This is a genomic window from Thermocrispum municipale DSM 44069, assembly GCF_000427825.1.
Classification (GTDB): domain Bacteria; phylum Actinomycetota; class Actinomycetes; order Mycobacteriales; family Pseudonocardiaceae; genus Thermocrispum; species Thermocrispum municipale.
In genome coordinates this window covers 138,167-161,081 of sequence record NZ_ATYT01000007.1, presented here as the reverse complement: position 1 = coordinate 161,081, position 22,915 = coordinate 138,167, and the positions used below count along the sequence as shown (strand labels likewise).

The 22,915-nt window shown below is 68.1% G+C and carries 20 protein-coding genes, 1 tRNA gene and 1 pseudogene; 11 read left to right on the top strand and 11 right to left on the bottom strand.

From position 1 onward, the window contains the following. The first annotated feature begins 13 nt into the window (after positions 1-13). Positions 14-853 (top strand): mycofactocin-coupled SDR family oxidoreductase, encoded by an 840-nt coding sequence (locus YWM_RS0109170; protein ID WP_028850482.1) that lies wholly within the window; start codon positions 14-16, stop codon positions 851-853. Between the two features lie 72 nt (positions 854-925). Here the strand turns inward: YWM_RS0109170 and YWM_RS0109165 are convergent, their stop codons facing one another. Then, positions 926-1,663, bottom strand: a complete 738-nt coding sequence (locus tag YWM_RS0109165; protein ID WP_028850481.1) for a FadR/GntR family transcriptional regulator — start codon at positions 1,661-1,663, stop codon at positions 926-928. 100 nt (positions 1,664-1,763) lie between these two features. Then, the gene (locus YWM_RS0109160) at positions 1,764-3,002 is read right to left on the bottom strand and encodes a CaiB/BaiF CoA transferase family protein (RefSeq protein ID WP_052344730.1); all 1,239 of its coding nucleotides are present in this window, start codon (positions 3,000-3,002) and stop codon (positions 1,764-1,766) included. A gap of 314 nt (positions 3,003-3,316) precedes the next feature. Between YWM_RS0109160 and YWM_RS27170 the strand changes: the two are divergent. Together YWM_RS27170 and YWM_RS26810 are read left to right on the top strand one after the other, a co-directional pair. Continuing rightward, positions 3,317-3,979, top strand: a pseudogene (locus tag YWM_RS27170) (alpha/beta fold hydrolase); the annotation flags it as partial. Further along, on the top strand, positions 3,876-4,193 hold the full coding sequence (locus YWM_RS26810; RefSeq protein WP_052344705.1) for an alpha/beta fold hydrolase: 318 nt from the start codon (positions 3,876-3,878) through the stop codon (positions 4,191-4,193). The pseudogene YWM_RS27170 and the gene YWM_RS26810, both read left to right, overlap by 104 nt. Positions 4,194-4,254: 61 nt before the next feature. Here YWM_RS26810 and YWM_RS22825 read toward each other — a convergent pair whose 3' ends face one another. The 4 genes from YWM_RS22825 to YWM_RS0109135 are packed head-to-tail and all read right to left on the bottom strand — an operon-like array spanning position 4,255 to position 7,785. Then, positions 4,255-5,061 carry an IclR family transcriptional regulator gene (locus tag YWM_RS22825; protein ID WP_052344704.1) on the bottom strand — a complete coding sequence of 269 codons (807 nt, stop codon included), beginning with the start codon at positions 5,059-5,061 and terminating at the stop codon, positions 4,255-4,257. 20 nt (positions 5,062-5,081) lie between these two features. Then, the gene (locus YWM_RS0109145; RefSeq protein ID WP_028850479.1) at positions 5,082-5,855 is read right to left on the bottom strand and encodes a maleylpyruvate isomerase family mycothiol-dependent enzyme; all 774 of its coding nucleotides are present in this window, start codon (positions 5,853-5,855) and stop codon (positions 5,082-5,084) included. Then, positions 5,852-6,670 (bottom strand): fumarylacetoacetate hydrolase family protein, encoded by an 819-nt coding sequence (locus YWM_RS0109140; RefSeq protein ID WP_028850478.1) that lies wholly within the window; start codon positions 6,668-6,670, stop codon positions 5,852-5,854. Before YWM_RS0109140 ends, YWM_RS0109145 begins: the two co-directional genes overlap by 4 nt. After that, positions 6,667-7,785, bottom strand: coding sequence for a cupin domain-containing protein (locus YWM_RS0109135; RefSeq protein ID WP_028850477.1), 1,119 nt, complete (start codon positions 7,783-7,785; stop codon positions 6,667-6,669). Before YWM_RS0109135 ends, YWM_RS0109140 begins: the two co-directional genes overlap by 4 nt. Before the next feature lie 250 nt (positions 7,786-8,035). Here YWM_RS0109135 and YWM_RS0109130 point away from each other — a divergent pair, with 250 nt between their 5' ends. Genes YWM_RS0109130 through YWM_RS0109115 form a run of 4 tightly spaced genes read left to right on the top strand, consistent with a single transcriptional unit; the run spans position 8,036 to position 11,753 of the window. Beyond that, a complete protein-coding gene (locus tag YWM_RS0109130) occupies positions 8,036-9,181 on the top strand; it encodes an LLM class flavin-dependent oxidoreductase (RefSeq protein WP_052344703.1) in 1,146 nt (381 codons plus the stop codon). A 5-nt stretch (positions 9,182-9,186) separates the two neighbouring features. Continuing rightward, entirely contained in the window at positions 9,187-9,693 is a 507-nt protein-coding gene (locus YWM_RS0109125; RefSeq protein WP_245565988.1) for a flavin reductase family protein, read from the top strand. 2 nt (positions 9,694-9,695) lie between these two features. Beyond that, positions 9,696-10,256, top strand: coding sequence for an NADPH-dependent FMN reductase (locus YWM_RS25160; RefSeq protein ID WP_052344702.1), 561 nt, complete (start codon positions 9,696-9,698; stop codon positions 10,254-10,256). Positions 10,257-10,274: 18 nt separating this feature from the next. After that, a complete protein-coding gene (locus YWM_RS0109115) occupies positions 10,275-11,753 on the top strand; it encodes an aldehyde dehydrogenase family protein (protein ID WP_052344701.1) in 1,479 nt (492 codons plus the stop codon). A 66-nt stretch (positions 11,754-11,819) separates the two neighbouring features. Here the strand turns inward: YWM_RS0109115 and YWM_RS0109110 are convergent, their stop codons facing one another. Continuing rightward, positions 11,820-12,872, bottom strand: coding sequence for an AraC family transcriptional regulator (locus YWM_RS0109110; RefSeq protein WP_052344700.1), 1,053 nt, complete (start codon positions 12,870-12,872; stop codon positions 11,820-11,822). A 406-nt stretch (positions 12,873-13,278) separates the two neighbouring features. On the opposite strand from YWM_RS0109110, the gene YWM_RS0109105 reads away from it, so the two are divergent. Further along, positions 13,279-13,584, top strand: coding sequence for a hypothetical protein (locus YWM_RS0109105; RefSeq protein WP_028850472.1), 306 nt, complete (start codon positions 13,279-13,281; stop codon positions 13,582-13,584). Between the two features lie 392 nt (positions 13,585-13,976). Here YWM_RS0109105 and YWM_RS0109100 read toward each other — a convergent pair. Beyond that, positions 13,977-14,049 (bottom strand) — tRNA-Arg (locus YWM_RS0109100). A gap of 171 nt (positions 14,050-14,220) precedes the next feature. On the opposite strand from YWM_RS0109100, the gene YWM_RS0109095 reads away from it, so the two are divergent. After that, positions 14,221-15,132, top strand: coding sequence for a cation diffusion facilitator family transporter (locus YWM_RS0109095; RefSeq protein WP_028850471.1), 912 nt, complete (start codon positions 14,221-14,223; stop codon positions 15,130-15,132). Between the two features lie 72 nt (positions 15,133-15,204). Here the strand turns inward: YWM_RS0109095 and YWM_RS22815 are convergent, their stop codons facing one another. The 3 genes from YWM_RS22815 to YWM_RS0109080 form a co-directional block, all read right to left on the bottom strand. Beyond that, positions 15,205-15,480: an ANTAR domain-containing protein gene (locus tag YWM_RS22815; protein ID WP_052344699.1), complete on the bottom strand. Its 276-nt coding sequence runs from the start codon at positions 15,478-15,480 to the stop codon at positions 15,205-15,207. A gap of 87 nt (positions 15,481-15,567) precedes the next feature. After that, positions 15,568-16,206: a response regulator gene (locus YWM_RS0109085; RefSeq protein WP_028850470.1), complete on the bottom strand. Its 639-nt coding sequence runs from the start codon at positions 16,204-16,206 to the stop codon at positions 15,568-15,570. Positions 16,207-16,288: 82 nt separating this feature from the next. Beyond that, complete coding sequence (locus tag YWM_RS0109080) at positions 16,289-18,124, bottom strand: AMP-dependent synthetase/ligase (protein ID WP_028850469.1); 1,836 nt, start codon at positions 18,122-18,124, stop codon at positions 16,289-16,291. 291 nt (positions 18,125-18,415) lie between these two features. Between YWM_RS0109080 and YWM_RS0109075 the strand changes: the two genes are divergently transcribed. Both YWM_RS0109075 and YWM_RS0109070 read left to right on the top strand, forming a co-directional pair. Beyond that, the gene (locus YWM_RS0109075; RefSeq protein WP_043660288.1) at positions 18,416-20,014 is read left to right on the top strand and encodes an alkaline phosphatase D family protein; all 1,599 of its coding nucleotides are present in this window, start codon (positions 18,416-18,418) and stop codon (positions 20,012-20,014) included. A 19-nt stretch (positions 20,015-20,033) separates the two neighbouring features. After that, positions 20,034-22,892 carry an FAD-binding and (Fe-S)-binding domain-containing protein gene (locus tag YWM_RS0109070; RefSeq protein WP_084612280.1) on the top strand — a complete coding sequence of 953 codons (2,859 nt, stop codon included), beginning with the start codon at positions 20,034-20,036 and terminating at the stop codon, positions 22,890-22,892. Positions 22,893-22,915 lie beyond the last annotated feature (23 nt).

Here is a 22,915-nt window from a genome sequence, read left to right as displayed (position 1 = left end):
GAGGTGCTCAGTCATGGCAGGACGGTTGGAAGGCAAAGTCGCCTTCATCACCGGGGCGGCGAGGGGGCAGGGGCGTAACCACGCGGTACGGATGGCGGAAGAAGGCGCGGACATCATCGCCGTGGACATTTGCGAGGACATCGCCACGGTGACCCCGTTCTACAACCTGGCGACGAAGGCCGAGCTCGATGAGACGGCGAAGCTGGTGGAGGCCACCGGGCGCCGCGTCGTCGCACGTAAGGCCGACGTCCGTGACTTCGACGCGTTGCAAGCGGCGTTCGACGAGGGCGTGGCGGAGCTGGGCCGGATCGACGCCGTGGTGGCCAATGCGGGTATCGCTTCCTACGGCAAGGCGTGGGAGCTCACCGCCGAGCAGTGGAAGGACATGATCGACGTCAACCTGACCGGCGTCTACCACACCGCGAAGGTCGCGATCCCGAAGCTCATCGAGCAGGACAGCGGCGGCAGCATCACGTTCACCAGCTCGATCGGCGGTCTCAAGGGGATCCAGCACGTCGCGCACTACGTGTCGGCGAAGCACGGCATCGTCGGGCTGATGCGCACACTGGCGAACGAGCTCGGGCCGCACCGGATCCGGGTGAACACGATCCATCCGACCAATGTCGACACGATCATGATCCAGAACCCGGGCACCTACGGGATGTTCGCGCCGGACGACCCGGAGCCCACCCAGGAGAAGGCCATGCCGGGCTTCATGTCGCTGAACACGCTGCCCGTTCCGTGGGTCGACTGCGACGACATCAGCAACGCGCTGCTGTTCCTCGCCAGCGACGAGGCGCGCTACATCACCGGCGTGACGCTGCCGGTGGACGCCGGCGCTTTCGTCAAGTAGCGGACAAAACATCAGGTCCGGTCGCCCTGGCGGGCGGCCGGACCTGATGTGTGTCGAGCCTGATTTCCGAAGTCAGAGGCGGCCCCAGACGATGGGGGCGTCGAGCACCTCGGGGAACTTCTTCTCGGCGTAGCGCAGGTACTCCTTGATGTGGTCCCGCATGGTTGCCGCGGCGGCGTCCGGGTCGTGCTTCTCGATCGCCTGGTAGATGCGCAGATGTGCTTTGTGCACCGCGACGCGCCGGGGCTCCGGGTAGTCGATGCCGATGGCGGATCCGTCGAGAATGCCCAGCAGTGCGTCGACGAGCAGGGCGAACATCGCGTTGCCGGAGCCCTGGGAGATCACGTCGTGGAAGCGCTTGTTCTCCTCGAGGAAGACCGCCTGGTTGTCCAGGTTCTCGTGCATGTTGTCCACGCTCTCCTTCAGCGTGGACAGGGCCTTGTCGTCCATCCGCTCCGCGGCCAACTGCGCCATGATCGGCTCCAGGCCGAGGCGGCCTTCCGCGATCGTGCGGAACGGTGCGTCGGAGAACTGCAGCAGCAGGGTGAGCGAAGTGGCCAGACTTGACGCGTCGGGTTGAACCACCACGGGGCCGCCGCCAGGTCCGGGTCGAAGCGTGATGACGCCCTGCAGTTCGAGGAAGCGCAGCGCCTCGCGCAGGGTTCCGCGGCCGACGTCGTACTTCTCGAGCATGGCACGTTCCGGGGGCAGTCGGTCGCCGATCACGTTGCCCCGTGCGTGGATGTCGGCGACGATGCGCTGCGCCACCAACATCGCGGTCTTTTGCGGCCGCAATGGGGTGGATGTCATCGAAATGTCCCTTCGACGCTTGACCAGCCCGCCCCGGACTGTGGTTCAATCATAGGGATGATCATATCGGTTCGTGGGTATTTGCGCGCCCGCGGCCCGGTCAGCCGCTGACGATGCCCTCTTGGGCGAGTCGGGCGAACTGATCGGACGGCAGTCCCACTTCGTCGACGAGAACCTCCCGCGTGTGCTCACCGATCGCGGCGACACCGTCGTACGTCGGTCCCGCATAGTTACCGAAGTGCAGGATCGGGCCGGGCATCATCGCTTGTCCGAAGACGGTGTTGGCCAGCTCGACGAGGGTGCGCTCACGGAAATGCGGGTCTTCGGTGATGTCTTTGGCGTCGTTCACCGGCGCGGCGACGACCTCGTGCTTTTCCAGGATCGCCAACACCTCGTCGCGTGGGTACGACCCCACCCAGTCGATGACGATCTTCTGCATCTCTTCGTTGTTGGCCATGCGCGCAGCATTGGTGGCGAACCGTTCGTCGTTCTTCAGTTCGGGCATCCCCATCGCGTCGAACAGTCGCATGGCGATTGTCTGGTTGGACGCGGCGATGGAGAGCCAGCCTCCGTCGGCGGCCTGGTAGATGCCCCGAGGTGACGCGGCCCCGGACGCGTTGCCGTGGCGCTGCATGATCGTGCCGCTCGCGGTGTAGTTGAGGACGGCATCGCCGAGGATGAACATCAGCGGCTCGTACAGTGCTACATCGACCTCGGAGCCTTGTCCGGTCAGTTCGCGCTTGTACAGGGCCATGGCCGTGCCGAATGCTGCGGAGATACCGGCGATCGAGTCGGCGAACCCGAACGGCGGTGCGGTGGGCGGGGTGTGCGGCCAGCCGTTGAGGAAGGCGTAGCCCGACATGGTCTCTGCGACCGTGCCGAACCCGGGACGGCCGGCGTAGGGGCCGGTTTGGCCGAATCCGCTGACTCTGGTCATCACCAGGCGCGGATTCTTGGCCGAGAGCTGTTCGAAGCCGAGCCCCCATGCCTCCATGCGCCCCGGCCGGAAGTTTTCGATGACCACGTCTGCTCCCGCGATCAGCTGCTCCGCCACCCGGCGTCCCTCGGGCGTGCGCATGTCGATACCGACGGAGCGCTTGCCGGAGTTGAGGCGCGAGTAGCCGATGGCCAGGCCCTTGTGGGAGGGCTGCCACTGTCGGGCGAAATCGCCGCTCCGCGGGTCCTCGACCTTGACGACGTCCGCGCCGAAGTCGCGGAGCATGCGTCCGGCTGTTGGGGCTGCGTACATCGAGCCCAGCTCGACGACCCGGACGCCGGCGAGCGGCCCGGGGGACTGCACGCGCTGCGCCTCGTGTGCCTGCTCGGCAGGACCGGTCATGGTCACGTCCTCTCGTGCCAAATTAATGCTTATGAATAGTAGCATTAGTGGGCGGCGGCGAGATGGTTGCCGGGACTTGAACTGCCGCACTGACGGCCCGCCGGGCGAGGTGTTCTCGTCCGATGCCTCGGTGGGGCGCGCTGCGCCTGCTCAGGGCTCGCGGGCGCGAGGGTGCGCTCTCAGTTCCTAGTTCGTGATCACGGTCGGCTGATCGTGGCGAGCAACTCTTGATATCGATTATAACCCTTGCCATAAATTGACGCCTTCGCAACGATGTTCGTCGGTCGCGGCGTGCGAACTCGCGAGAGAGCCGCATGAGCCGTATCCGGCGCCCGATGGATTCAGCCGGAGGCATACCGATGGCGACATTGACGACCAGTGACGGCGTTGAGCTGTTCGTGACGGAGGCGGGCTCAGGTGCACCGCTGGTGATCCTGCCGGGTTGGGGTGTTTCCCATCGGTGGTTCAAAGAACAGTTCACCGCCGAGATGACCTCCAGGTTCCGGGTGATCTGCTACGACCCACGTGGTCAGGGTGACTCGGAGAAGACCGAGCGCGGGCAGCGCATGGGCAGGATGGCCGCTGACCTGGCGGAGGTCATCGCCTCCGTCGGTGAACCGGTGCATGTGCTTGCCTGGTCCGGCGGTGGATCGACCGTGTTGCAGTACGTCGAGCTGTTCGGCACGGGGTCGTTGCGATCGCTCGTGCTCGTCGGCGCCGGGCCGCGGCTGATGAAAGAGCCGGACTGGGAACTCGGATTCCTCGAGTTGGCGGACGCCAAGAACTGGGTTGACCTGATTCGCGACGACGTGAATGTCGCGATGCGGAGCCTGGCGCCGCAGTTCTTCGCGGGCGACCCTGCGGGAAGAACTCGTGGAGTGGGCGATCGCGGACATGGTCCGGTGTCATCCGGCTGGGGCTTCGCGTGCCTCCTGGGATTTCCTCAATGCCGACTACCGGGACGTGCTGGACCGGATCGACGTGCCGACCCTCGTCGTTTCCGGAGATCAGGACGTGTCCGTGCCCGCAGGGAATGCGCCTTACCTGCACGAGCACATCTCCGGCTCGCGCCTGGCGGTGATCGAGGACGCAGCGCACTGCCCCTTCCTCGAGCAGCCGCGCGCGTTCAACGCTGCGGTGATCGATTTCCTCGCGAACGTCGTGGAGCCCGCTGAGCAGGGCACTGCTTAGGGCCAGTTCGTGACGGCGTGCGTCGACCGTTGCGTCGCCGCAAGTGTCAAGGACGCTCCGGCTATCCGGCGTTGCGATTCCCGGCTCGCCCGCGGGGTGCGCTTGCGCGGTTGCGGACCAGTGCGCCGGCCTCCTCGCGCGCCTTCAACAGTCGCGGAACGACGCTGTCCTTGACGTCGTCGAACCGGGCCGACGGGATGGCGACGGCGATACCCACGAGCGGCGTGTCGTCCGGTGCCAGGACGGCCACCCCGAGCGCCGAGACGCCTTTCTCGCTCTCCTCGATGTTGTACGCGACGCCGTCCGCCGCGCGCACCCGAGCCAGATCGCCGAGCAGGTCCTCGACCGACGTCATCGTGGTGGCCGGCCACGGACGCAGACCGCCCGCGTGCAGTGCACGAACCTCGGTGTCGGGCAGAGCGGCGAGCATCGCTTTGCCCCCGGAGGAACAGTAGGCGGGTACCAACATTCCGGTGCGCAGGCCGACGCGCAGGCCGTGTGTTCCCTCGATGCCGTCGATGAAGCGCACATCGGTACCGACCAGGGTCATCAGGTGAACGGTCTCGTCCACGCTGGCGTACAGCCGGTGGAGCACCGGGCGGAGCAGTTCGATCATGCTCGCGTGGTCGGTCCCGAAATTCCTGGCCCGGACGAGCATCGGACCCGGGTGGTACAGCCGACGGTCGTCCTGGGACAGGAAGCCGCGGTCCCGCATGGTGGTGAGGATCCGGTGCGCGGTCGAGGGCGCCACCCCGAGCCTGGTCGCGGCCTCGGTGGCACTGAGCTCGCCGCGGTCGAGCACCAGGGCAAGCAGCAGCATCGCGCGGTCGACCGATTCGACCCGGTACGAGTTCTCCTTCGGGTGCACGACTACACCCTAGGGATCGATCACAGCCACGACGGCAGGCCCGACAGATCGAAGCCGTCGGTGTCGAGTCGGACCGCACCTCGGCCGGTCATCCACCGCACCACATCCGCGGTGGATCCGGCGACCGTCGGGCCGCCGTCACCGATCGTCACCGTCCGGTCCTGGTCCACCAGGTGCACCTGCAAGTCGGGCACGCAGTCACGTCGCTCCCAGACAGCAACCACGTCCTTCAGGAGTGCGTCGAGAACTTCGCGCGGGAACCGGCGGAAGCTGCCGCCCAGGTCGGCGGCGTGCACCCACACCTCCCGGGTGCGCATCCACACGGTCTCGCGCGCCGGCACGGTGCGACCCTGCGCGGTCACCACGGACGCGTCCCAGGCGGCGGCGTCGAGATCGCGCCATTCGACGTCGAGGTGAATCGCGGCGTGGTGGGCCAGGTGCCGCAGCGCCCGGGGCGGCAAACTCTCCCCGCGGCGGATCTCCGCCATCCGGGCTTCGGGGGACGAATACATCGGGTTGCGGACACCGGTGCGCGCCCACTCGCACAGCCTGGTGAGCGCCCGCGCGTTGTAGCCGACGTGGGCGACCAGCGCGGCTTTGGACCAGCCGGGCAGTGCGCTGGGCCTGCGCAGCTCGGCGTCGCTGGTCTGGCTCAGCACCCGTGCGAAGTACGCGGTACCCCGTCGGGCCCACTCGAGCTCGCGCGCGGGCGCGGCGGGGGAGTCGTACCGGGCCCCGGAGCCTTGACGCTCCCGCAGGGCCGCGCGGGCCGCCGTCAGTTCCGATGTGCTCATGGCGCCTCGCGCACCACCCGGTTGACGATCTCGCCGACCCCGTCGATCCGAGTGCGCAGCGTCGCCCCTTCCCGCAGGTAGGTCGCGGGTTTGCGGGCGTGACCGACACCGCCTGGCGTCCCGGTCGCGATGACGTCGCCGGGTCGCAGAGTGGTGATGGTGGAGACGTACTCGACCAGGGCGACCGGGTCGAAGACCAAGTCCGAGATCGGGGCCGCCTGCACCTCGACGTCGTCGACGTACGTCCGTAGCCAGGCGTCGTCGGCCAGCTCGTCGGGAGTGACCAGGTGCGGGCCGAGTGGGGTCGACGCCTCCCAGGTCTTGCCTTGCAGCCACTGCGGGGAGCGGTACTGGAAGTCCCGCATCGTCACGTCGTTCATCACCGTGTAGCCGGCGATGGCCGCGCGGGCCTCGTCGCCGCGAGCGCGCCGCACGGTGGAGCCGATGACCAGTGCGAGCTCGCCCTCCCAGTCCACCGCGTCCGATTCGGGTGGCAGCGCGATGTCGTCGAACGGGCCGGTCAGCGCGTCGGCGTATTTGGCGAACAGGGTGGGGTGTTCGGGCAGCTCTCGCCCCATCTCCAGGATGTGATTGCGGTAGTTGAGCCCGACGCACACGATCTTGCCCGGCAGGCAGACCACCGGGGCGAACTCGCTGCCGGTCAGCGGATGCTCGGTGCCGTCGGCCGACGCCGCCGAGAGGCCGCCATCGCAGAGCAGCTCGCCGACGTCGCGGAAACCGAGCTCGACCACCTTGTCGTCCTCGACCCGGACTGCGGCAGTCCCGTTGGGCGTACGCAGGGTCGCGAGCTTCACGCGTCGTCCTCCTCGATGTGGGTGCGGGCAAGGTGGAGTCGTTCCATGACCGGGGCGTCGGAGAACGAGAACAAGTCGAACGTCGTCTCCGCTCGCAGCGACCACGGGACCCAGGACGGCACCACCACCAGGTCACCGATCTCCAGCTGGGTGGTCTCGCCGGCGATCGTGATCGCGCCGCGGCCGTCGAAGACCTGGTAGACGCACGAGCCGACGTCGCGCCGGGTCGCCGTGGACGTGCCCGCGCGGAGCCGGTGGAACTCGGCCCGGATGGTCGGCATGACGTCGCCGCCGGTCGTCGGGTTCACGAAGCGCACCGCCGCGTGGCCCGGCGCCACGGTCGCGGGGTCTCCTTCTTCTTCCAGCAACAGCTGCTGAGTGAGCGCGGCGTCGGTGTGCTCCCAGCGGTAGGCGGTCACCGGGCTGGCGACCGTGCCGCGCAGCTGAGAGACCGGCCGCAGCCCGGGATGGCACCAGGCGCGTTCCGCGCGCGACAGATTGGGGGTGGCGTCGTCGGTGACCCGGTTGCTGCCGAATTCGAAGAAACCGGCGTCCAGGTAGTGCACCAGCGGGATGTCCAGCCCGTCGATCCACGCCATCGGGTGGTCGGTCTCGTTGTGGTGGCCGTGGAAGTGCCAGCCCGGGGTCAGCAGCAGATCACCGCGGGACATCCGCACCGGATCGCCGTTGACGACCGTCCACACGCCTTCGCCTTCGACCACGAACCGGAACGCGCTCTGCGAGTGGCGATGCTCCGGTGCGGTTTCGCGCGGGCCGAGGTACTGGATCGCCGCCCACAGCGTGGGGGAGATGTACGGCTTGCCCTGCAGGCCGGGGTTCGCCAGCGCGATCGCCCGGCGCTCGCCGCCGCGGCCGACCGGCACCAGGTCGCCGGCCCGCTGCGCCAACGGGTACAGCTCGGTCCAGCGCCACACATGCGGCCGTGCCGCGGGAGCGGGTTCGTGCGGCATCAGGTCGCCGATCTGCGTCCACAGCGGCACCAGGTGGTGGCTGTCGTAGTCGGCATACAGCCGGCGCAGCTCCGGGCTGTCCGGGGGCTGCATGGCGTCCTCGACGGACTCTCGACGGAGCTCCTCGTCGTCGGTCAGGGACATGGTCGTCAACTACCTCGCTCGTCGGTGGAGGGGCGGATCAACCGGCATCGGATTGCGCTGTGCGCAAAGCTTCGACGCGCTTTGTGTGTGATCAGGAATCTAGGGGGTGTCCTGGCGGTGGGGAAGTGGTTTGCGCGAAGCGGACACCGCGTTGCGTCCGGCGGGATAGTCCGGCCGCGCCCGGCTTCCTACGGTGGCGTCCACAACAGCCGCGCCCGGTGTGGCGCTCTGGCACTGACCTGGAGGTTCGATGACGACGGCGACATCCAACCCGCCCACCATCCCGTACGACGAGCTAGTGCAGGCGCGCAAGGACAGCGGTGTGGCGATGTACAACGACAACGCCATGAAGCTGGGCATTTTCGGCTCCAACTGCAGCCACGGCCTGATGGCCACGCACGCCGAGACCACCTACGAGCTCACCTGGGAGCACACCGAGAAGATCGCCAAGCTCGCCGACCAGCTGGGCTTCGAAGCGATGTTGCCGGTTGCCCGCTACCGCGGCATGGGTGGCGAGACGAACTTCAACGGGGAGAACTTCGAGACGCACACCTGGGCCGCAGGCCTGGCGCAGGCGACCGAGAACATCATGGTGTTCTCCACCACGCACGTGCCGACCAAGCACCCGATCGTCGCCGCCAAGGAGTCGGTCACGGTCGACCACATCTCCGGCGGCCGCTTCGGCCTGAACATGACGATGGGCTGGTACAAGGCCGAGATGGAGATGTTCGGCGGCACGCAGCGTGAGCACGACGCGCGGTACCGCTACGGCTCCGAGTGGATCGAGATCTGCAAGCGGATGTGGACCCAGGAGCGGGTCGACTTCCAGGGCGAGTTCTTCGAGATCAAGGACGCGATGAGCGATCCGAAGCCGATCCAGAAGCCGTGGCCGGTGCTGGTCAACGCGGGTAACTCGCCCGCGGGCCTGGAGTTCTGCGCGCGCGAGTGCGAGTTCAACTTCATCGCGTTCGCCTCGCCCGAGGAGGCCAACGAGACGTCCACCCGGGTGCGCAACATCGCTCGGGAGCAGGGCCGTGACCTCGGCATCCTCGGCTACGGCAACATCGTCAGCCGGCCGACGGAGAAAGAGACCAAGCAGCTGCTCGACCACATCCTTCAGAAGGGTGACTGGGAGGTCGCCGCGATGGTCTCCAGCGGGCTGGGCACCGAGAGCGGCTCGTTCGACAAGGTCAAGAAGCTGCAGGAGCGGTTCATCCTCGGCTACGGCGGCTACCCGCTGATCGGCACGCCGGAGCAGATCGTCGACCAGATGATCGAGCTGAACAAGGCGGGCGTGAACGGCATGATGGTCGGCTTCCTCGACTACGCCGAGGAGCTGCCGTACTTCGGCGAGGAGATCATGCCGTTGATGCGGCAGGCCGGATTGCGTCAGTGACCGCCATGGCCATGCGCTCGGCACTGACCGACTCCGACCGTGACCGCGACGTCCGCCGCTACAAGGACGTCTTCGGGCGGTTCTGCACGGGCGTCACCGCGGTGACGTCCGTGGCCGCCGGCCAACCGGTGGGGTTTGCCTGCCAGTCGTTCAGCGCGCTCTCGCTCGACCCGCAACTGGCGATGTTGAGCGTGCAACGCAGTTCGACGACGTGGCCGCGGATCCGCGAGGTCGGGCGGTTCGCGGTCAGTTTCCTGGCCGCCGACCACGAGGAGGTCGCGCTCGCCCTGGCGCGCCGCGGCGGCGACAAGTTCGCCGGTCTTTCGTGGTCGGAGTCGAGCGCCGGCCACCCGATCCCGGACGGCGTGCTGGCCTATGTCGACTGCCGGCTGGCCAATGAGCTCGACGGTGGCGATCACCTGATCGTGGTCGCCGCCGTCGAGGAGATGACCGTGGTCCGCGAGGCGGAGCCGCTGCTGTTCTTCCGTGGCGAGTTCAAGAAGGTGAGTTGACGGTGCGTTTCGTTTCGATCTACGGCAGCCCCACGCCGCCCGGCAAGCTGGCCAGGGCGATGGGCATCGCCGAGGACCATGTCCGGCAACGCGACGGATGGCAGGTGCAGCGCTTGGCCAGCAGGCCCACCGACAACCCCGTGGTCGGCCTGTGGGACGCCGGCGACGTCGAGGCGGTGGCGGCCGCCGACGCGGTGCTGGTGGCCAGCCCGGTCTTCCGGGCCTCGATCCCCGGCACGTTGAAGCTGCTGTTCGACATGCTGCCGAACGAGGCGCTCCGGAACACCCCGGTGGCCATCCTCACCGTCGGCGCCGCCCCGCACCACTTCCTGTCCGCCGAACGGCACCTGCGGGACCTGCTGTCCTGGTTCGGTGCGATCGGCGCACCCAATGCCGCGTTCTTCGTCGACAGCACGTTCAAGGACGAAGTCGTGCCGCAAGAGGCCCAGGACGAGCTGGCCGAGTGTGTCGACCAGGTGGTCCACCTGGCCGAACGGCTGTCGGGGCTGGAGTTCGGCCCCGACCCACTGACCGTCCGCTACGCGCGGAAGCAACGGAACTGACACCCCTCGGAGCACCCCATGACTGCAATCGATGAATCGACCGCACCGTCGCAGACCCGGAGCGGGCCGGTGGCCCACTACGTCGACGGTCGGTGGCGAGCCGCCGGTGCCGTGGCGACCTCGTACGCGCCCGCCACCGGGGAGCCGCTGGGGGAGTACCACGACGGCGACGCCGCCGTGATGCAAGAGGCGATCGACGCCGCGCGCCGGGCCTTCACCGAGACGTCGTGGCGGAAGGACCGGCAACTGCGCGCCAAAGTCCTCAACGAGATGGCGGACGCCATCGAAGCCGCTACCGACGAGTTGGCGCTGCTGCTGGCCCGGGAGAACGGCAAGATCCTGCCGGAGGCCCACTTCGAGCTGAGCCTGACGCCGTCCAAACTGCGCTACTACGCGGCGCAGGCGTTGACCGGCAGTGGTCGCGGTGATCAGGCCACCGCCGGGGTGCTGTCCACGCTGGTTCGCGAGCCGATCGGGGTCGCCGGGGTGATCGTGCCCTGGAACTCGCCTGTGGTCCTGGCGGTGCGGTCGTTCGCGCCCGCGCTCGCGGCCGGGTGCACGGCGGTGGTGAAGATGGCCGCGCAGACCGCGCTGACCAACGGCAGGTTGGCCGAACTGCTGGCCGCCTGCCCGTCGTTGCCGGCCGGTGTGCTCAACATCGTCACCGAGTCGGGCAGCGACGGCGCCAAGCTACTGGTGTCCTCGCCGGACGTGCCCGCCATCAGCTACACCGGCAGTACCGCGGTCGGCCGCGTCATCGCCGCCGACGCGGCAGCCAACCTGAAGCGGCTGTCGCTCGAGCTGGGCGGCAAGACGCCCATGATCGTCTTCCCGGACGCCGACCTGGACAAGGCCGTCGGGACGATCGTCGCGGGCATCACCACGTTCGCCGGTCAGTTCTGCATGACCGGAAGCCGTGTGCTGGTGCATGCGGACGTGGCCGAGGAGGTGCGCAACCGCCTGGTCGGCGCGCTGAGCGACGTCGTGGTCGGGCCGGGTGACGACGAGAACTCCCAGATGGGGCCGATGATCGACAAGGCGGCCCGTGATCGCCTCGCGCAGACCCTGGCCACCCACGCCACCGACGCTGGGGTGCTCGTCGAAGGTGGCGTGCCGGAAGAGCCCGAACTGGCGGCGGGCGCGTACTTCCGTCCCGCGCTGTACGAGGTCACCTCCGTGAAGTCCCCGCTGGTGCAGAAGGAACTGTTCGGACCGGTGGCGACGTTCGAAGTGTTCACCGACGAGGCGGATGCGATCGCCCGGGCGAACGCGACGGAGTACGGCCTGGCCGCGTCCGTCTGGACGGCTGATGGCGCGCGCGGTTTGCGCATGGCGGATGCGCTCGAGGCGGGAACGGTTTGGGTGAACGCCTGGGCGGTGGTGATGGATCAGTTCGAAGAGGGCGGATTCAAGCAGAGTGGCCTGGGACGGCTCAACGGGCATCGCGCCGTCGAGGAGTTCCAGGAGTTCAAACACATCGTGCAGACGATGGGCTGATGTGTTGCGCGGGCCGGCGTTCCTTCCCGGGGCGCCGGCCTCGTCGCGCGCCGGGCCCGGGTGGCGTCACGCCATCCGGGCCCGTGCGCGTCGGAGCGTGGCGGACGGAGATTCCCCGTACCGCTGTCGGTACTGGTCGGCGAACCGGCCCAGGTGGTAGAAGCCCCACTCGATCGCGACGTCGGTGACGTTCGTTTCCGGCGTGGGATGCCGCAGCGCCTCGTGCACCCGGCGCAACCGCACCTCGCGCAGGTATTGGATCGGGCCGACCCCGACTTCTTCGCGGAAGCGAGTCTGCAGCGTTCGTGCGCTCACGCCCGCCACCCGCAGCAGATCCGACAGGGTCGGCAGGGATCGCGCGTGTTCGTGGATGTACTCCTTGGTGCGGGCGACGAAGTCCGCGGGGCCGGGGCCGAGTTCGTCCAGCAGTTGCCGGTGGGGTCCACCTGCTGCCATCAACAGGCTCGTGAGAACCAGTTGCTCGAGGTGACGTCGAGCGGCCGCGCTGCGCGTCAGCACGCCGTTGGTGTCCCACTCGGTCGTGGTGTACTCCAAGGCGCGCAGCAGGCTCTGCCCGTCGGGCGTGGTCAGGTCCACCGCCAGGTCGAGATCCAGTGATCGACGGCTGCTGCGGTTGAGCAACGTGGCCAGGTGGTCCTCGAGCGGGTCACGAGGTATTCGGATGGCCAGCTGCTCGGTGTCGGCGTCCCAGTGGATGCGTTGCTCGCGATGCGGCAGCAGGATCGCGGCGCCCCGCCTGCCTGCGGTGACGGCAGTGGCGCCATCGCTGCGGCTGACCCGGCTTCCGCCGCGCAGCGTCACGTTGACGTGGTACCAGCGGTCGTTGGCGGGGAGCCGAATCCGGGTCGGCAGGCCGTAGGTCAGGTAGCCGATCGTGACGTCGCCGGTCTGGACGGCGTTCATGCGAGCGTTCAACGGCGTGGATTCCAGCGGGCGCAGCGAGTGCGGCTCGAAGACTTCCGAGACGACGCTCTGCGCCTCGTTGACGTCCCGCGTGTGCAGGCGGCCGAATCGCCGCAGTGGTTCGACTCCGTCGGGGAAAGGTTCCTGCGCGCTCGAGTGCAGGCCGTCCGCTTCGAGACGAGTGTGCGTCCTCACGGCTGTCACCTCCGCTCGCCCCCTCCCCGCCACGTCGCGGTAAGGGTAGCGGAAATTTACCGTCATGCGGTATATGCGAACCACAAGATTCTGCATGGCGCAATAGCGTCTGTTTTGTCGCGATCATCGGGGCGCGCTCGGCTGGGGTGGAGGGTGGTGGCTCGGTTGGCGCTTGCGATGGGCAGAAGGAGTCGGCGCCAGGGGCGTGTGCGGAGTCGAGGTGTCCGCGCACCTTCGGGAGAGCCAGGCGCACCCCTGCGGGCCGTGGCGACCGAGTCCGCCGGCCACGGTTTGCGTAACAGAAATCCATCAACCGGCAAACCAGTAACCGAGGAACTACGGAGAAGCCGGCAAACGAGCAAGTGCGCTACGCCGACCCAGGGCAGCTCGCGAAGGAGATGCAGCGGTGACTGAGCAGCAGCGGAAGACGATCGGCAGGACGGCGGCTGTCGCCATCGCGGTGCTCACCTTCTTGGCCGGTGCGGGGGTCGGCAACGTGAGCAATTCCGCCCCGGCTGCGTGCTTGGCGGCGATCAGCGCTGCTGAGGACGTCATCGATGTCAAGAGTCGAGCGCTCGTGCTCGGCGGTACGGCAATCCGGAAAGGAACCATCGACGAGCCGACGGCCGAGCTCGAGGAAGCCCTGCCGGACATGCAAGAAGCCTCGTCCGACTTCGGGACCTATGCCGCTCAGTGCAGGACGGGGAGGTGATGGGCGAAGAACCTCGACCCCGAGCTGCATGGCGCGCCGAGCGCTACACCGAAGTGCTGGTCCAAGCCTTGGCGCTCGCCCGGGTGGCAGGGGTTCGGGGGTAGCCCGACGAGCCCGGCGTACTGCTCTGGCGGAGGTCGGATCGGCTGTACGGCCGCGGTCGTCCCCGCCGATCGTGGAGTCGCTGAAGCCGGATGTCTGCGCAGAAGCCGACGTGCGTGCGATCAAAGCAATCGCTGCTGATCCCGCGCGCGGAACTACCAAGTAGCGCGGTAGGCGGAAAGGTGCTCATCAGCTGCACGCGCATTGCACGGAGATAGGCGTAGACGGCTGGGTGCTGACGGGAGAAACGACAACGGCCCCGACCGATGGTCGGGGCCGAGTTCCTGGGGCGCCCTCGGCAGGATTCGAACCTGCGACACCTGCCTCCGGAGGGCAGTGCTCTATCCACTGAGCTACGAGGGCAATCACCTGTGTGGTGTGCTGGAAGCAAGCCTAGCGTACGGCCTCGGCGGGCTTGTCACGCGGTCGGCATCACGACGCCACGAACATTGTGTGAACACATGCGCATGTGACAATGTGTCTGCGACCGTCAGGACGGGATATCTCGCATCAGCAAGCGGAGAGGGAGATGTAGTGGCCCACCAGCACGGACCGGCGCGGCCCGAGCACGCGTCGGGGCGTTACCTCAAGCGCCTGATGGCGGCGTTCGGTATCGGCCTGGTGTTCATGGTGCTGGAAGTGGTCGTCGGTGTGCTGACCGGATCGCTTGCCGTGCTCTCCGACGCCGCGCACATGTTCACCGACGTGTTCGGCATCGGCATGGCGCTGGTGGCCATCGTCCTGGCGCGCACCGCCAAGCCTTCGTGGACCCGCACGTTCGGCATGTACCGCGGTGAGGTCCTGTCCGCGCTGGTCAACGCCGCGCTGCTGTTCGCCGTCGCCGGCTACGTGCTGTACGAGGCGATCAGCAGGTTCAGCGCACCTCCTGCTGTGCCGGGCCTGCCCGTGCTGCTCACCGCCGTCGCCGGGCTGGTGGCCAACGTCGTGGCCTTCCTCCTGCTCCGCTCCGGAGCGCAGGAAAGCCTCAGCGTGCGCGGCGCGTACCTCGAGGTGCTCGCCGACCTCGTCGGCTCGGTGGGCGTGCTGATCAGCGGGGCCGTCATCCTGCTCACCGGCTGGCGCTACGCGGACCCGATCATCGGTGTCGCACTTGCGCTGTTCGTGCTGCCGCGAGCCGTCGGCTTGGCGAAGCGCTCGCTGCGCATCCTGTTCCAGCACGCCCCGGAACGGATCGACGTGCAGGAAGTCGCAGGCAGGCTCGAAGGCATCGACGGCGTGGCCGACGTGCACGACCTGCACATCTGGACGCTCACGTCCGGAATGGAGGTCGCCTCGGCTCACCTGACCATCGACGACGACGCCGACAGCGCCGACGTCCTGGCGCAGGCGCAGCACGTGCTGGCCGAGGACTTCCACATCGAGCACGCCACGATGCAGGTGGAGCCGCGCAGCGCCGCGGCGCGATGCGCCGAGATCACGTGGTGAAGACCCCCAGGTGACAACCCCCAGTCATGACACTGGCCCGGCACAGGTGCCGGGCCAGCTGGTGGTACGCGATCAGGCTACTGCGTGACCAGCTGGTGTCGCCGCTGCCGATGTGTCAGGACGGACGGTCAACGCCCGCGCGGCATCGGCGATCTTGAGGTTGTGCGAGCGGCAGTACGAGCGAAGCAACTGGAACGCCTCGTCGACACCGATGCGGTAACGCTCGGAAAGAATCCCCTTGGCTTGTTCGATGGCGATCCGGCTCTCCAACGCGTGCTGCAACTGCTCACTCAGCGTCTTGTAATGCTGGACCGTCTTCAGAAGCTCGGCTTCGCTGGTAGTAGGCATTCCCGACCTCCTCGAGAACGATGTTCTCAGCGGCGCCAAGTCACTGAAAGGGCAAAAAGTCCCCAACCACGCGGGGACCATGGCCGCTCATCGGCCCTGGTTGCGCAGCTTCGCGGCGAGCACCGCGACCTGGGTGCGGCGCTGCATTCCGAGTTTGGTGAGCAGCCGGGAGACGTAGTTCTTCACCGTCTTCTCCGCCAAGAACATCCGCTCGGAGATCTGGCGGTTGGTTAATCCTTCCCCGATCAGCTCGAGTAATGTTCGTTCACGCTCGGTGAGCGAGGCCAGCGGGCCCTCCGGCTTGGTGTCCGAACGCAGTTTGGTGATCAACGCGCTGGCCGCGCGGTTGTCCAGCAACGAGCGACCGCCGGCCACGTCGCGCACCGCACGGACCAGGTCCATGCCCTTGATGTCCTTGATCACGTAGCCGCTCGCGCCCGCCATGATGGCGTCCAGCATGGCCTGCTCGTCGGTGTAGGACGTCAGCATCAAGCAGTGCAGTTCCGGCATCGACGAGCGCAGTTCCCGGCACAACTCCACGCCGTTGCCGTCGGGGAGCCGGACGTCCAGCACCGCCACGTCCGGTTTGAGCGCGGGAATCCGGGCCAGCGCTTGCGCGGCCGTGGCCGCTTCGCCGACGACGGTCAGCTCCGCGTCCGACTCCAGCATGTCCGCCACCCCGCGGCGGACCACCTCGTGGTCGTCGACCAGAAACACCCGGATCATGCGACATCCTCCCGCTGGGCCGTGGCGGACGCGCGAGCGGGAGGGCTCCGGCTCGACCCGCGCGGAGCCCTCCCACTCGACGTCAGCCGAGATCGATCACCGCGGGGCCGGCCGGCGTCGAGTACAGGGCCTCGATGTCTGCCGCGTATTTCTCCGCGATCGGCTTGCGCTTCAGTTTCATGGTAGGCGTGATTTCGTCCCCGCCGGGCTCCCAGAATTGCGGCACGATCGTGAACCGCTTGATCTGCTCGACCCGGGACAGCTTCTTGTTGCCTTCCCGAATGGCCGCGGTCACCGCCGCGCGCACCTTCTCGTTCTCCACCACCGCGGACGGCGCGAGCTCGGTGAGTCCGAAATCGTCCTTCTTCGCCTGCACGGCTTCGGGGTCGAGCACCACCAGCGCGGTGATGTACGGCCGATTGTCGCCGATCGCCACCACCTGACCGATCAGCGGCGAGGCGGCCTTCATCGCGTTCTCGATGTTGGTCGGCGACATGTTCTTGCCGGCCTCGTTGATGATCAGCTCCTTCTTGCGGTCGACGATGCGCACGTAGCCGTCCTCGTCGATGGAGCCGATGTCACCGGTGTGCAGCCAGCCGTCGGAGTCGATCGCCTCGGCGGTCTTGTCCGGCTGTTTGCGGTAGCCGCGCATCACCACCGCGCCGCGGATGAGCAGCTCGTTGTCCTCGGCCAGCGAGACCTCGATGCCGTACATCGGCTTGCCCACCGTGCCGACGCGGTTGGCGCCCGCGACGTTGGAGGTGGCGCCGCCGCAGTTCTCCGACATGCCCCACACTTCGTAGACGGGGATGCCCAGGCCCCAGAAGAAGTACAGCGTCTCCTCCGGGATGGCGGCCGCACTGCTGATGCCGTGCCGGAGCTGATCGAAGCCCAGAGCGGACCGCACCTTGCTGAGCACCAGCTTGTCCGCCAGCTGGTGCTGGGCCTGCAGCGGCAATGGCACGCTCTTGCCGTCGAGCTTGAGCTTGGCGGTCTTCATGCCGACGTCCAGTGCCCATGCGGCCAGCTTCTTCTTGATCGGGCTTTCCTCGGCGGCCAGCTTGGCCTCCACCCCCGCCTTGAGCTTCTGCCACACCCGCGGCACGCCCAGCCACACCGTCGGCCGGGTGTCCGGCAGCGCCTGCGCGATCGCCCGCGGATCGTCGACCGTGGTGACCTGCACGCCCATCAGCAGGTTCGAGTAGTGCGCGGTCATCCGGTCCGCGATGTGGGCGTGCGGCAGATACGACGTGATCCGGTCGTCCGGGCCCACCTTGGTCAGGTGGACGATCGACTCCGCCTCGGCCATCAGGTTCGCGTGGGTGATCTCCACCCCCTTCGGCGGGCCGGTGGTGCCGGACGTGTAGATCAACGTGGCCAGGTCGGACGGCTTGACGGCCTGCCATGTGGCCTCGAAGTCGAAGTCCTCCGCGCCCCGCTCGATCACGTCGTCCAGGGTCAGCGTGCCGTCGCCGGAGTCGCCGTCGACCACCACGACGTGCTCGACCTCCGACTGCGCGGACTGGATGGTCTTGAGGAACCGCTGCTCGGTGACCACCACCTTGTTCTCGGCATTGCCGAACAGGTAGCTGATCTGTTCCGGAGACGAGGTGATGTAGATCGAGAACGGCGTCGCACCCAGGTGCAACGCAGCCGTGTCGACCAGATGAAACTCCGGCCGGTTGGTCAGCAGCACGCCGACGGTGTCACCGCGCCCCACGCCCAGGGCGGCGAAGCCTGCGGCCAGTTTGCGCACCTGCTCGGCGTACTCCCGCCACGTGATCGCGACCTTGTCTCCCGGCGTCCGCAACGCCACCGCCGATGGCCGCAGCCGAGCGGTTTCCTGGAACGCTTCCGTCAGCGTCCGCACCTGTTTGCCACTCTGGTGTGTCAGCGTGATGTCGCCAGTTCTGGTCATCGTTGGCCTTCCCAGCTCGGAGGATGCGAACGCCGGCTCCCACCGGCCCCTGCAGACTAGGGGCTGGTAGTGACCTGTTTCACCCTTTGACTTATCAATCGTGACAAATCCGCGAGCGTTTCGGATACACGCGTATCCGGATTTTCCCCGCCGGGGCGGGCCCAACTATGCAGACTTTCGGCCGACTTTTCGGTGATCTTGCCCGAACCGGCGTACCCGATCGCCGAGCTCGCAGTTGAATGAGCCGTGCCCGAGACAACGCATACTGCCAGCGATTCCCAGTCCCACCTCGTGCGCAGGCGCTCGGTCATCCGAGCAGGCGGTGCGGCCGCTCTGGTGTTGCCCGCGCTGAGTCTTCCTTCCGCGCGAGCGGAATCGGACGCCTTCCGCCACGGTGTGGCCTCCGGTGATCCCCTCCCGGACCGCGTCATCCTCTGGACCCGGGTGACGCCGACCGACGACGCGACTCCCGGCTCGGGTCGCGGACCACGGGTCACGGTGACCTGGCAGATCGCCACCGACCCGGACTTCACCCGCGTGGTCGGCAGGGGTGAGTTCGTCACCGGCCCGGAGCGGGACCACACGGTCAAGATCGATGCCGCAGGCCTGACACCCGCCACCGACTACTTCTACCACTTCGGCTACCAGGGCAGCTTCTCGCGGACCGGGAGAACGCGGACCGCCCCGGCCGCAGGCGAGCAACCGCAGCGGCTGCGGTTCGGCATGGCGTCCTGCGCGAACTGGCAGGCCGGACACTTCGCCCCGTACCGCAGGCTGGCCGAACGCGGCGACCTCGACGCGATGCTGCACCTGGGCGACTACCTCTACGAGTACGGGCCGAACGAGTACGGCACGTTCCGCCCGCACGACCCGCCGCACGAGATGGTCACGTTGTCCGACTACCGGCGGCGGCATGCGCAGTACAAAACGGATCCGAGCCTGCAGGCTCTGCACGCCGACTGCCCGTGGATCGTCACGTGGGACGACCACGAGACGGCCAACGACACATGGTCGGGCGGTGCCGGCAACCACACCGAAGGCGAAGAAGGCACGTGGGCCGAGCGGCGAGCGGCCGCCAAGCAGGCCTACCGCGAGTGGATGCCGATCCGGCTCGGGCCGGGCGGAGTGATCTACCGGAGCTTGCGGTTCGGCTCGCTCGCCGAGCTGATCATGCTGGACCTGCGCAGCTACCGGGCCGAACAACTGGGCTACGACCAGCTGGGGCGTGCCGACGATCCGGACCAGGTCATGGCGGGCAGCGAGCAACTGGCCTTCCTGCAGCGGGCGTTGCGCAGCGAGGCGCAGTGGAAGCTGGTGGGCACGTCGGTGATGTTCGCCCCGCTGGCGATCCCGCCGGTCCCGCGCATCCTCGGCAAGCCGCTGGCCGACCTGGTCGGGCTGCTGCCCGAGGACGGCCTGCCGATCAACTTCGACCAGTGGGACGGCTACCAGTACGAGCGGCGGCAGATCGTCAACCAGCTGCGCTCCGAGGGCGTCCGCGACACGGTGTTCCTCACCGGCGACATCCACATGTCGTTCGGTGCGGAGATCCCGGTCGATGCGGGCTTGTATCCGCTGTCGCCGACCGTGGCCACGGAATTCGTGGTCACCTCGGTGACCTCGGACAATCTGGACGACATCGCCGGAGTACCGCCGCGCACCGCGTCGCTGCCGGTGGAAACCGCAGCTCGCACGCTCAACCGCCACCTGAAGTACGCCGAGATGGATTCGCATGGCTACGCCGTGCTGGACGTGACCGCGGAGCGCACCCAGTGTGACTGGTACTACGTGGCGGATCGGGAAGATCCGGACAGTCCGGCCCGGCACGCGCACTCGCTGGCCACTCGGGCAGGCACGCAGCGTTTGCGGGCTGTTGCGAATCCGGTGTAGCGCGGCAGACTGAACCGCGATGTTGCACTCCGAACTTGCTCACGCGCTGACTGCTGCCGTCCGTGGCGAGGTGGATTTCTCCGCTCGACGCCGCGCCGAGTACAGCTCCGACGCCTCGAACTACCGCAAAGTGCCGCTCGGTGTCGTGTTCCCGCTCGACGCCGACGACGTGGCTGCCGCCGTCGAGGTGTGCGCGGCTCACGACGTCCCGATCACCACACGCGGGGGTGGTACGTCGATCGCCGGCAACGCCGTCGGCTCGGGTGTGGTGATCGAGCTGTCCCGCCACATGAACCGGATCCTCGAGATCGACCCTCAGCAGCGGACGGCGCGCGTCGAGGCGGGCGTGGTGCCGGGAGCATTGAACGCCGTCCTGGCCGAGCACGGCCTGCGGTTCGGCCCCGACCCGTCGACGCACGCGCGCTGCACGATCGGGGGAATGATCGGCAACGACGCGTGCGGCTCGCACTCGGTGGCGTGGGGCAAGACGTCGGACAACATCCTCGAGCTGGACGTCCTCTGTTACGACGGCACGCGGATGACGCTCAAGTCGCTGTCCCCGGCCGAGCTGGACGAGGTGATCAGCCGCGGCGGCCGCGAAGGACGCATCCATGCGGCGCTGCGGGCGCTCGCCGACGAGCACCGGGCGGCCCTGCGCACCGAGCTCGGCCGGTTCGCGCGCCAGGTGTCCGGTTACGCGCTGCACCACCTGCTCCCGGAGAACGGCTACAACGTGGCGCGGGCGGTCGTCGGCAGCGAGGGAACCTGTGTGATCGTCCTGGCGGCGAAGGTCAAGCTGGTGCCGTTGCCGCAGTGCCAGCGGCTGATCGTGGCCGGTTTCGCCGACTCCGTCGCGGCGGCGGACGCGGTCCCGGCGATCCTCGAGAAGAAGCCGCTGACCTGCGAGGGCATGGACGATCGGATCCTCGACGTGCTGCGCGATCGGCGGCCGGACGCGGTGCCGGACGGCGTGTTGCCGCAAGGCTCGGCGTGGTTGCTGATCGACGTGGACGCCGCGGCGTGGGAAGTCGAGGAGATCGTCCGGGACCTCCGGGCCATCGACGGAGTGCTGGATGTTCGCGTGGTCGCCGATCCCGACGTGCGGCGCACGGTGTGGAAGATCCGGGAGGACGGCTCGGGTCTGGCCACCCGCTCGGTCGACGGCGTGCTGTCCTGGCCCGGCTGGGAGGACGCCGCGGTTCCGCCGAAGAACCTCGGCGGCTACTTGCGTGATTTCCACAAGCTGCTCGACGAGTTCGGCCTGAAAGGCGTCGTGTACGGCCATTTCGGCGAAGGCTGCCTGCACGTCCGGCTGGATTTCGATCTGCGGTCCGACGGTGGTGTCGCGCACTTCCAGCGCTTCATGGCGGCCGCGGCCGAGCTGGTGGTGCAACACGGCGGCGCGCTGTCCGGCGAGCACGGCGACGGCCGGGCGCGGTCGGAGCACCTGCCCGCGATGTACAGCCAGGAGCTGATCCGGGCGTTCGGTCAGTTCAAGGCGATCTGGGACCCGCGAGGCAGGCTCAACCCCGGCGTGATCGTCGAGCCCGCCGGGGTGGCCGACGACCTGCGCATGCACCACGAGTGGCGGAAGTCGCCGCGGGTCGAGCTGGCCTTGCACGACGACCGCGGGTCGCTCGGGCAGGCGGTTCACCGCTGCGTCGGCGTCGCCCGGTGCCGGGTCGGCTCGGGTGGCGTGATGTGCCCGAGCTACCGGGCGACCAGGGACGAGAAGGACTCCACCCGCGGGCGTGCGCGCGTGTTGCAAGAGATGCTGCTCGGCGAGACCGTCACCAGGGGCTGGAAGTCGCCGGAGGTCGGGGAGGCGCTGGATCTGTGCCTGTCCTGCAAGGGCTGCAAGATCGACTGTCCGGTCGGCGTCGACATGGCCAGCTACAAGTCGGAGTACCTCCACCAGCGCTACAAGCATCGGATCCGGCCCGCGTCGCACTACTCGATGGGCTGGCTGCCCCGCCTGGCGCGCGTCGCCGCCAAGACCCCGCGGCTGGTCAACTGGGTGATGTCGTCCAAGATCAGCGGCTTGTTCAAGCGACTGGGCGGCATCGCGTCGGAACGCCAAGTGCCCGCGTTCGCCCGGCGCCCGTTCACCGAGGCCTTCGAGCCCGCCGCCCATGAGTCGTCGCCCGGTAGATCCGTGCTGCTCTGGCCGGACACGTTCACCAACTACTTCGCGCCGCACATCGGCGAGGCCGCGGTCAAGGTGCTGCGCGCGGCAGGCTTCGAGGTGCTGTTGCCGTCCCGCCCGGTGTGCTGCGGCCTGACGTGGGTCAGCACCGGACAGCTGCCCGCGGCTCGCCGCAAGCTGCGCCGGTCGCTGCAGACCGTGGCGCCGGTCGTCTCGGCGGGTGTTCCGATGCTCGTGCTGGAGCCGAGCTGCGCGGCTCTGTTCCGGTCCGACGCCACCGAGCTGTTGCCCGACGATCCCAACGCCGCGTTGCTCGCGGAGAACACCTACACGCTGGCCGAGCTGCTGGCGAAGTTCGCGCCGGACTGGGAGGTGCCGAAGGGCGGCGAAGCCGAACCGGCCGCCCTGCAGGTGCACTGCCACCAGCACGCGATCATGGGCGCCGGGCCGGACGCGGCGTTGCTGCAGGCCACGGGCGCGGACACCACGGTGCTGGACGCCGGGTGCTGCGGGCTCGCCGGGAACTTCGGCTTCGAGCGCGGGCACTACGAGGTGTCGCGCAAGGTCGCCGAGCAGGGTGTGCTGCCCGCGTTGGCGGCCACGCCACCGGGCACGGCCGTGGTCGCCGACGGCTTCAGTTGCCGCACCCAGTTCGAGCAGCTGGCCGGGATCAGGTCGCGTCACCTGGCGGAGATCCTGGCCGAGCGGCTGGACGCGCAACCCGGCGACTGACATTCCGGCAAGCGCCGGTTCAC

What these genes read in the sequence shown, in the direction of transcription:
- YWM_RS0109170 (WP_028850482.1), top strand. Translation starts at nt 14, where the DNA reads ATGGCAGGACGGTTGGAAGGCAAAGTCGCCTTCATCACCGGGGCGGCG.
- YWM_RS0109165 (WP_028850481.1), bottom strand. Translation starts at nt 1,663, where the DNA reads ATGACATCCACCCCATTGCGGCCGCAAAAGACCGCGATGTTGGTGGCG.
- YWM_RS0109160 (WP_052344730.1), bottom strand. Translation starts at nt 3,002, where the DNA reads ATGACCGGTCCTGCCGAGCAGGCACACGAGGCGCAGCGCGTGCAGTCC.
- YWM_RS0109145 (WP_028850479.1), bottom strand. Translation starts at nt 5,855, where the DNA reads ATGAGCACATCGGAACTGACGGCGGCCCGCGCGGCCCTGCGGGAGCGT.
- YWM_RS0109135 (WP_028850477.1), bottom strand. Translation starts at nt 7,785, where the DNA reads ATGTCCCTGACCGACGACGAGGAGCTCCGTCGAGAGTCCGTCGAGGAC.
- YWM_RS0109130 (WP_052344703.1), top strand. Translation starts at nt 8,036, where the DNA reads ATGACGACGGCGACATCCAACCCGCCCACCATCCCGTACGACGAGCTA.
- YWM_RS0109125 (WP_245565988.1), top strand. Translation starts at nt 9,187, where the DNA reads ATGGCCATGCGCTCGGCACTGACCGACTCCGACCGTGACCGCGACGTC.
- YWM_RS0109115 (WP_052344701.1), top strand. Translation starts at nt 10,275, where the DNA reads ATGACTGCAATCGATGAATCGACCGCACCGTCGCAGACCCGGAGCGGG.
- YWM_RS22815 (WP_052344699.1), bottom strand. Translation starts at nt 15,480, where the DNA reads ATGCCTACTACCAGCGAAGCCGAGCTTCTGAAGACGGTCCAGCATTAC.
- YWM_RS0109085 (WP_028850470.1), bottom strand. Translation starts at nt 16,206, where the DNA reads ATGATCCGGGTGTTTCTGGTCGACGACCACGAGGTGGTCCGCCGCGGG.
- YWM_RS0109080 (WP_028850469.1), bottom strand. Translation starts at nt 18,124, where the DNA reads ATGACCAGAACTGGCGACATCACGCTGACACACCAGAGTGGCAAACAG.
- YWM_RS0109070 (WP_084612280.1), top strand. Translation starts at nt 20,034, where the DNA reads ATGTTGCACTCCGAACTTGCTCACGCGCTGACTGCTGCCGTCCGTGGC.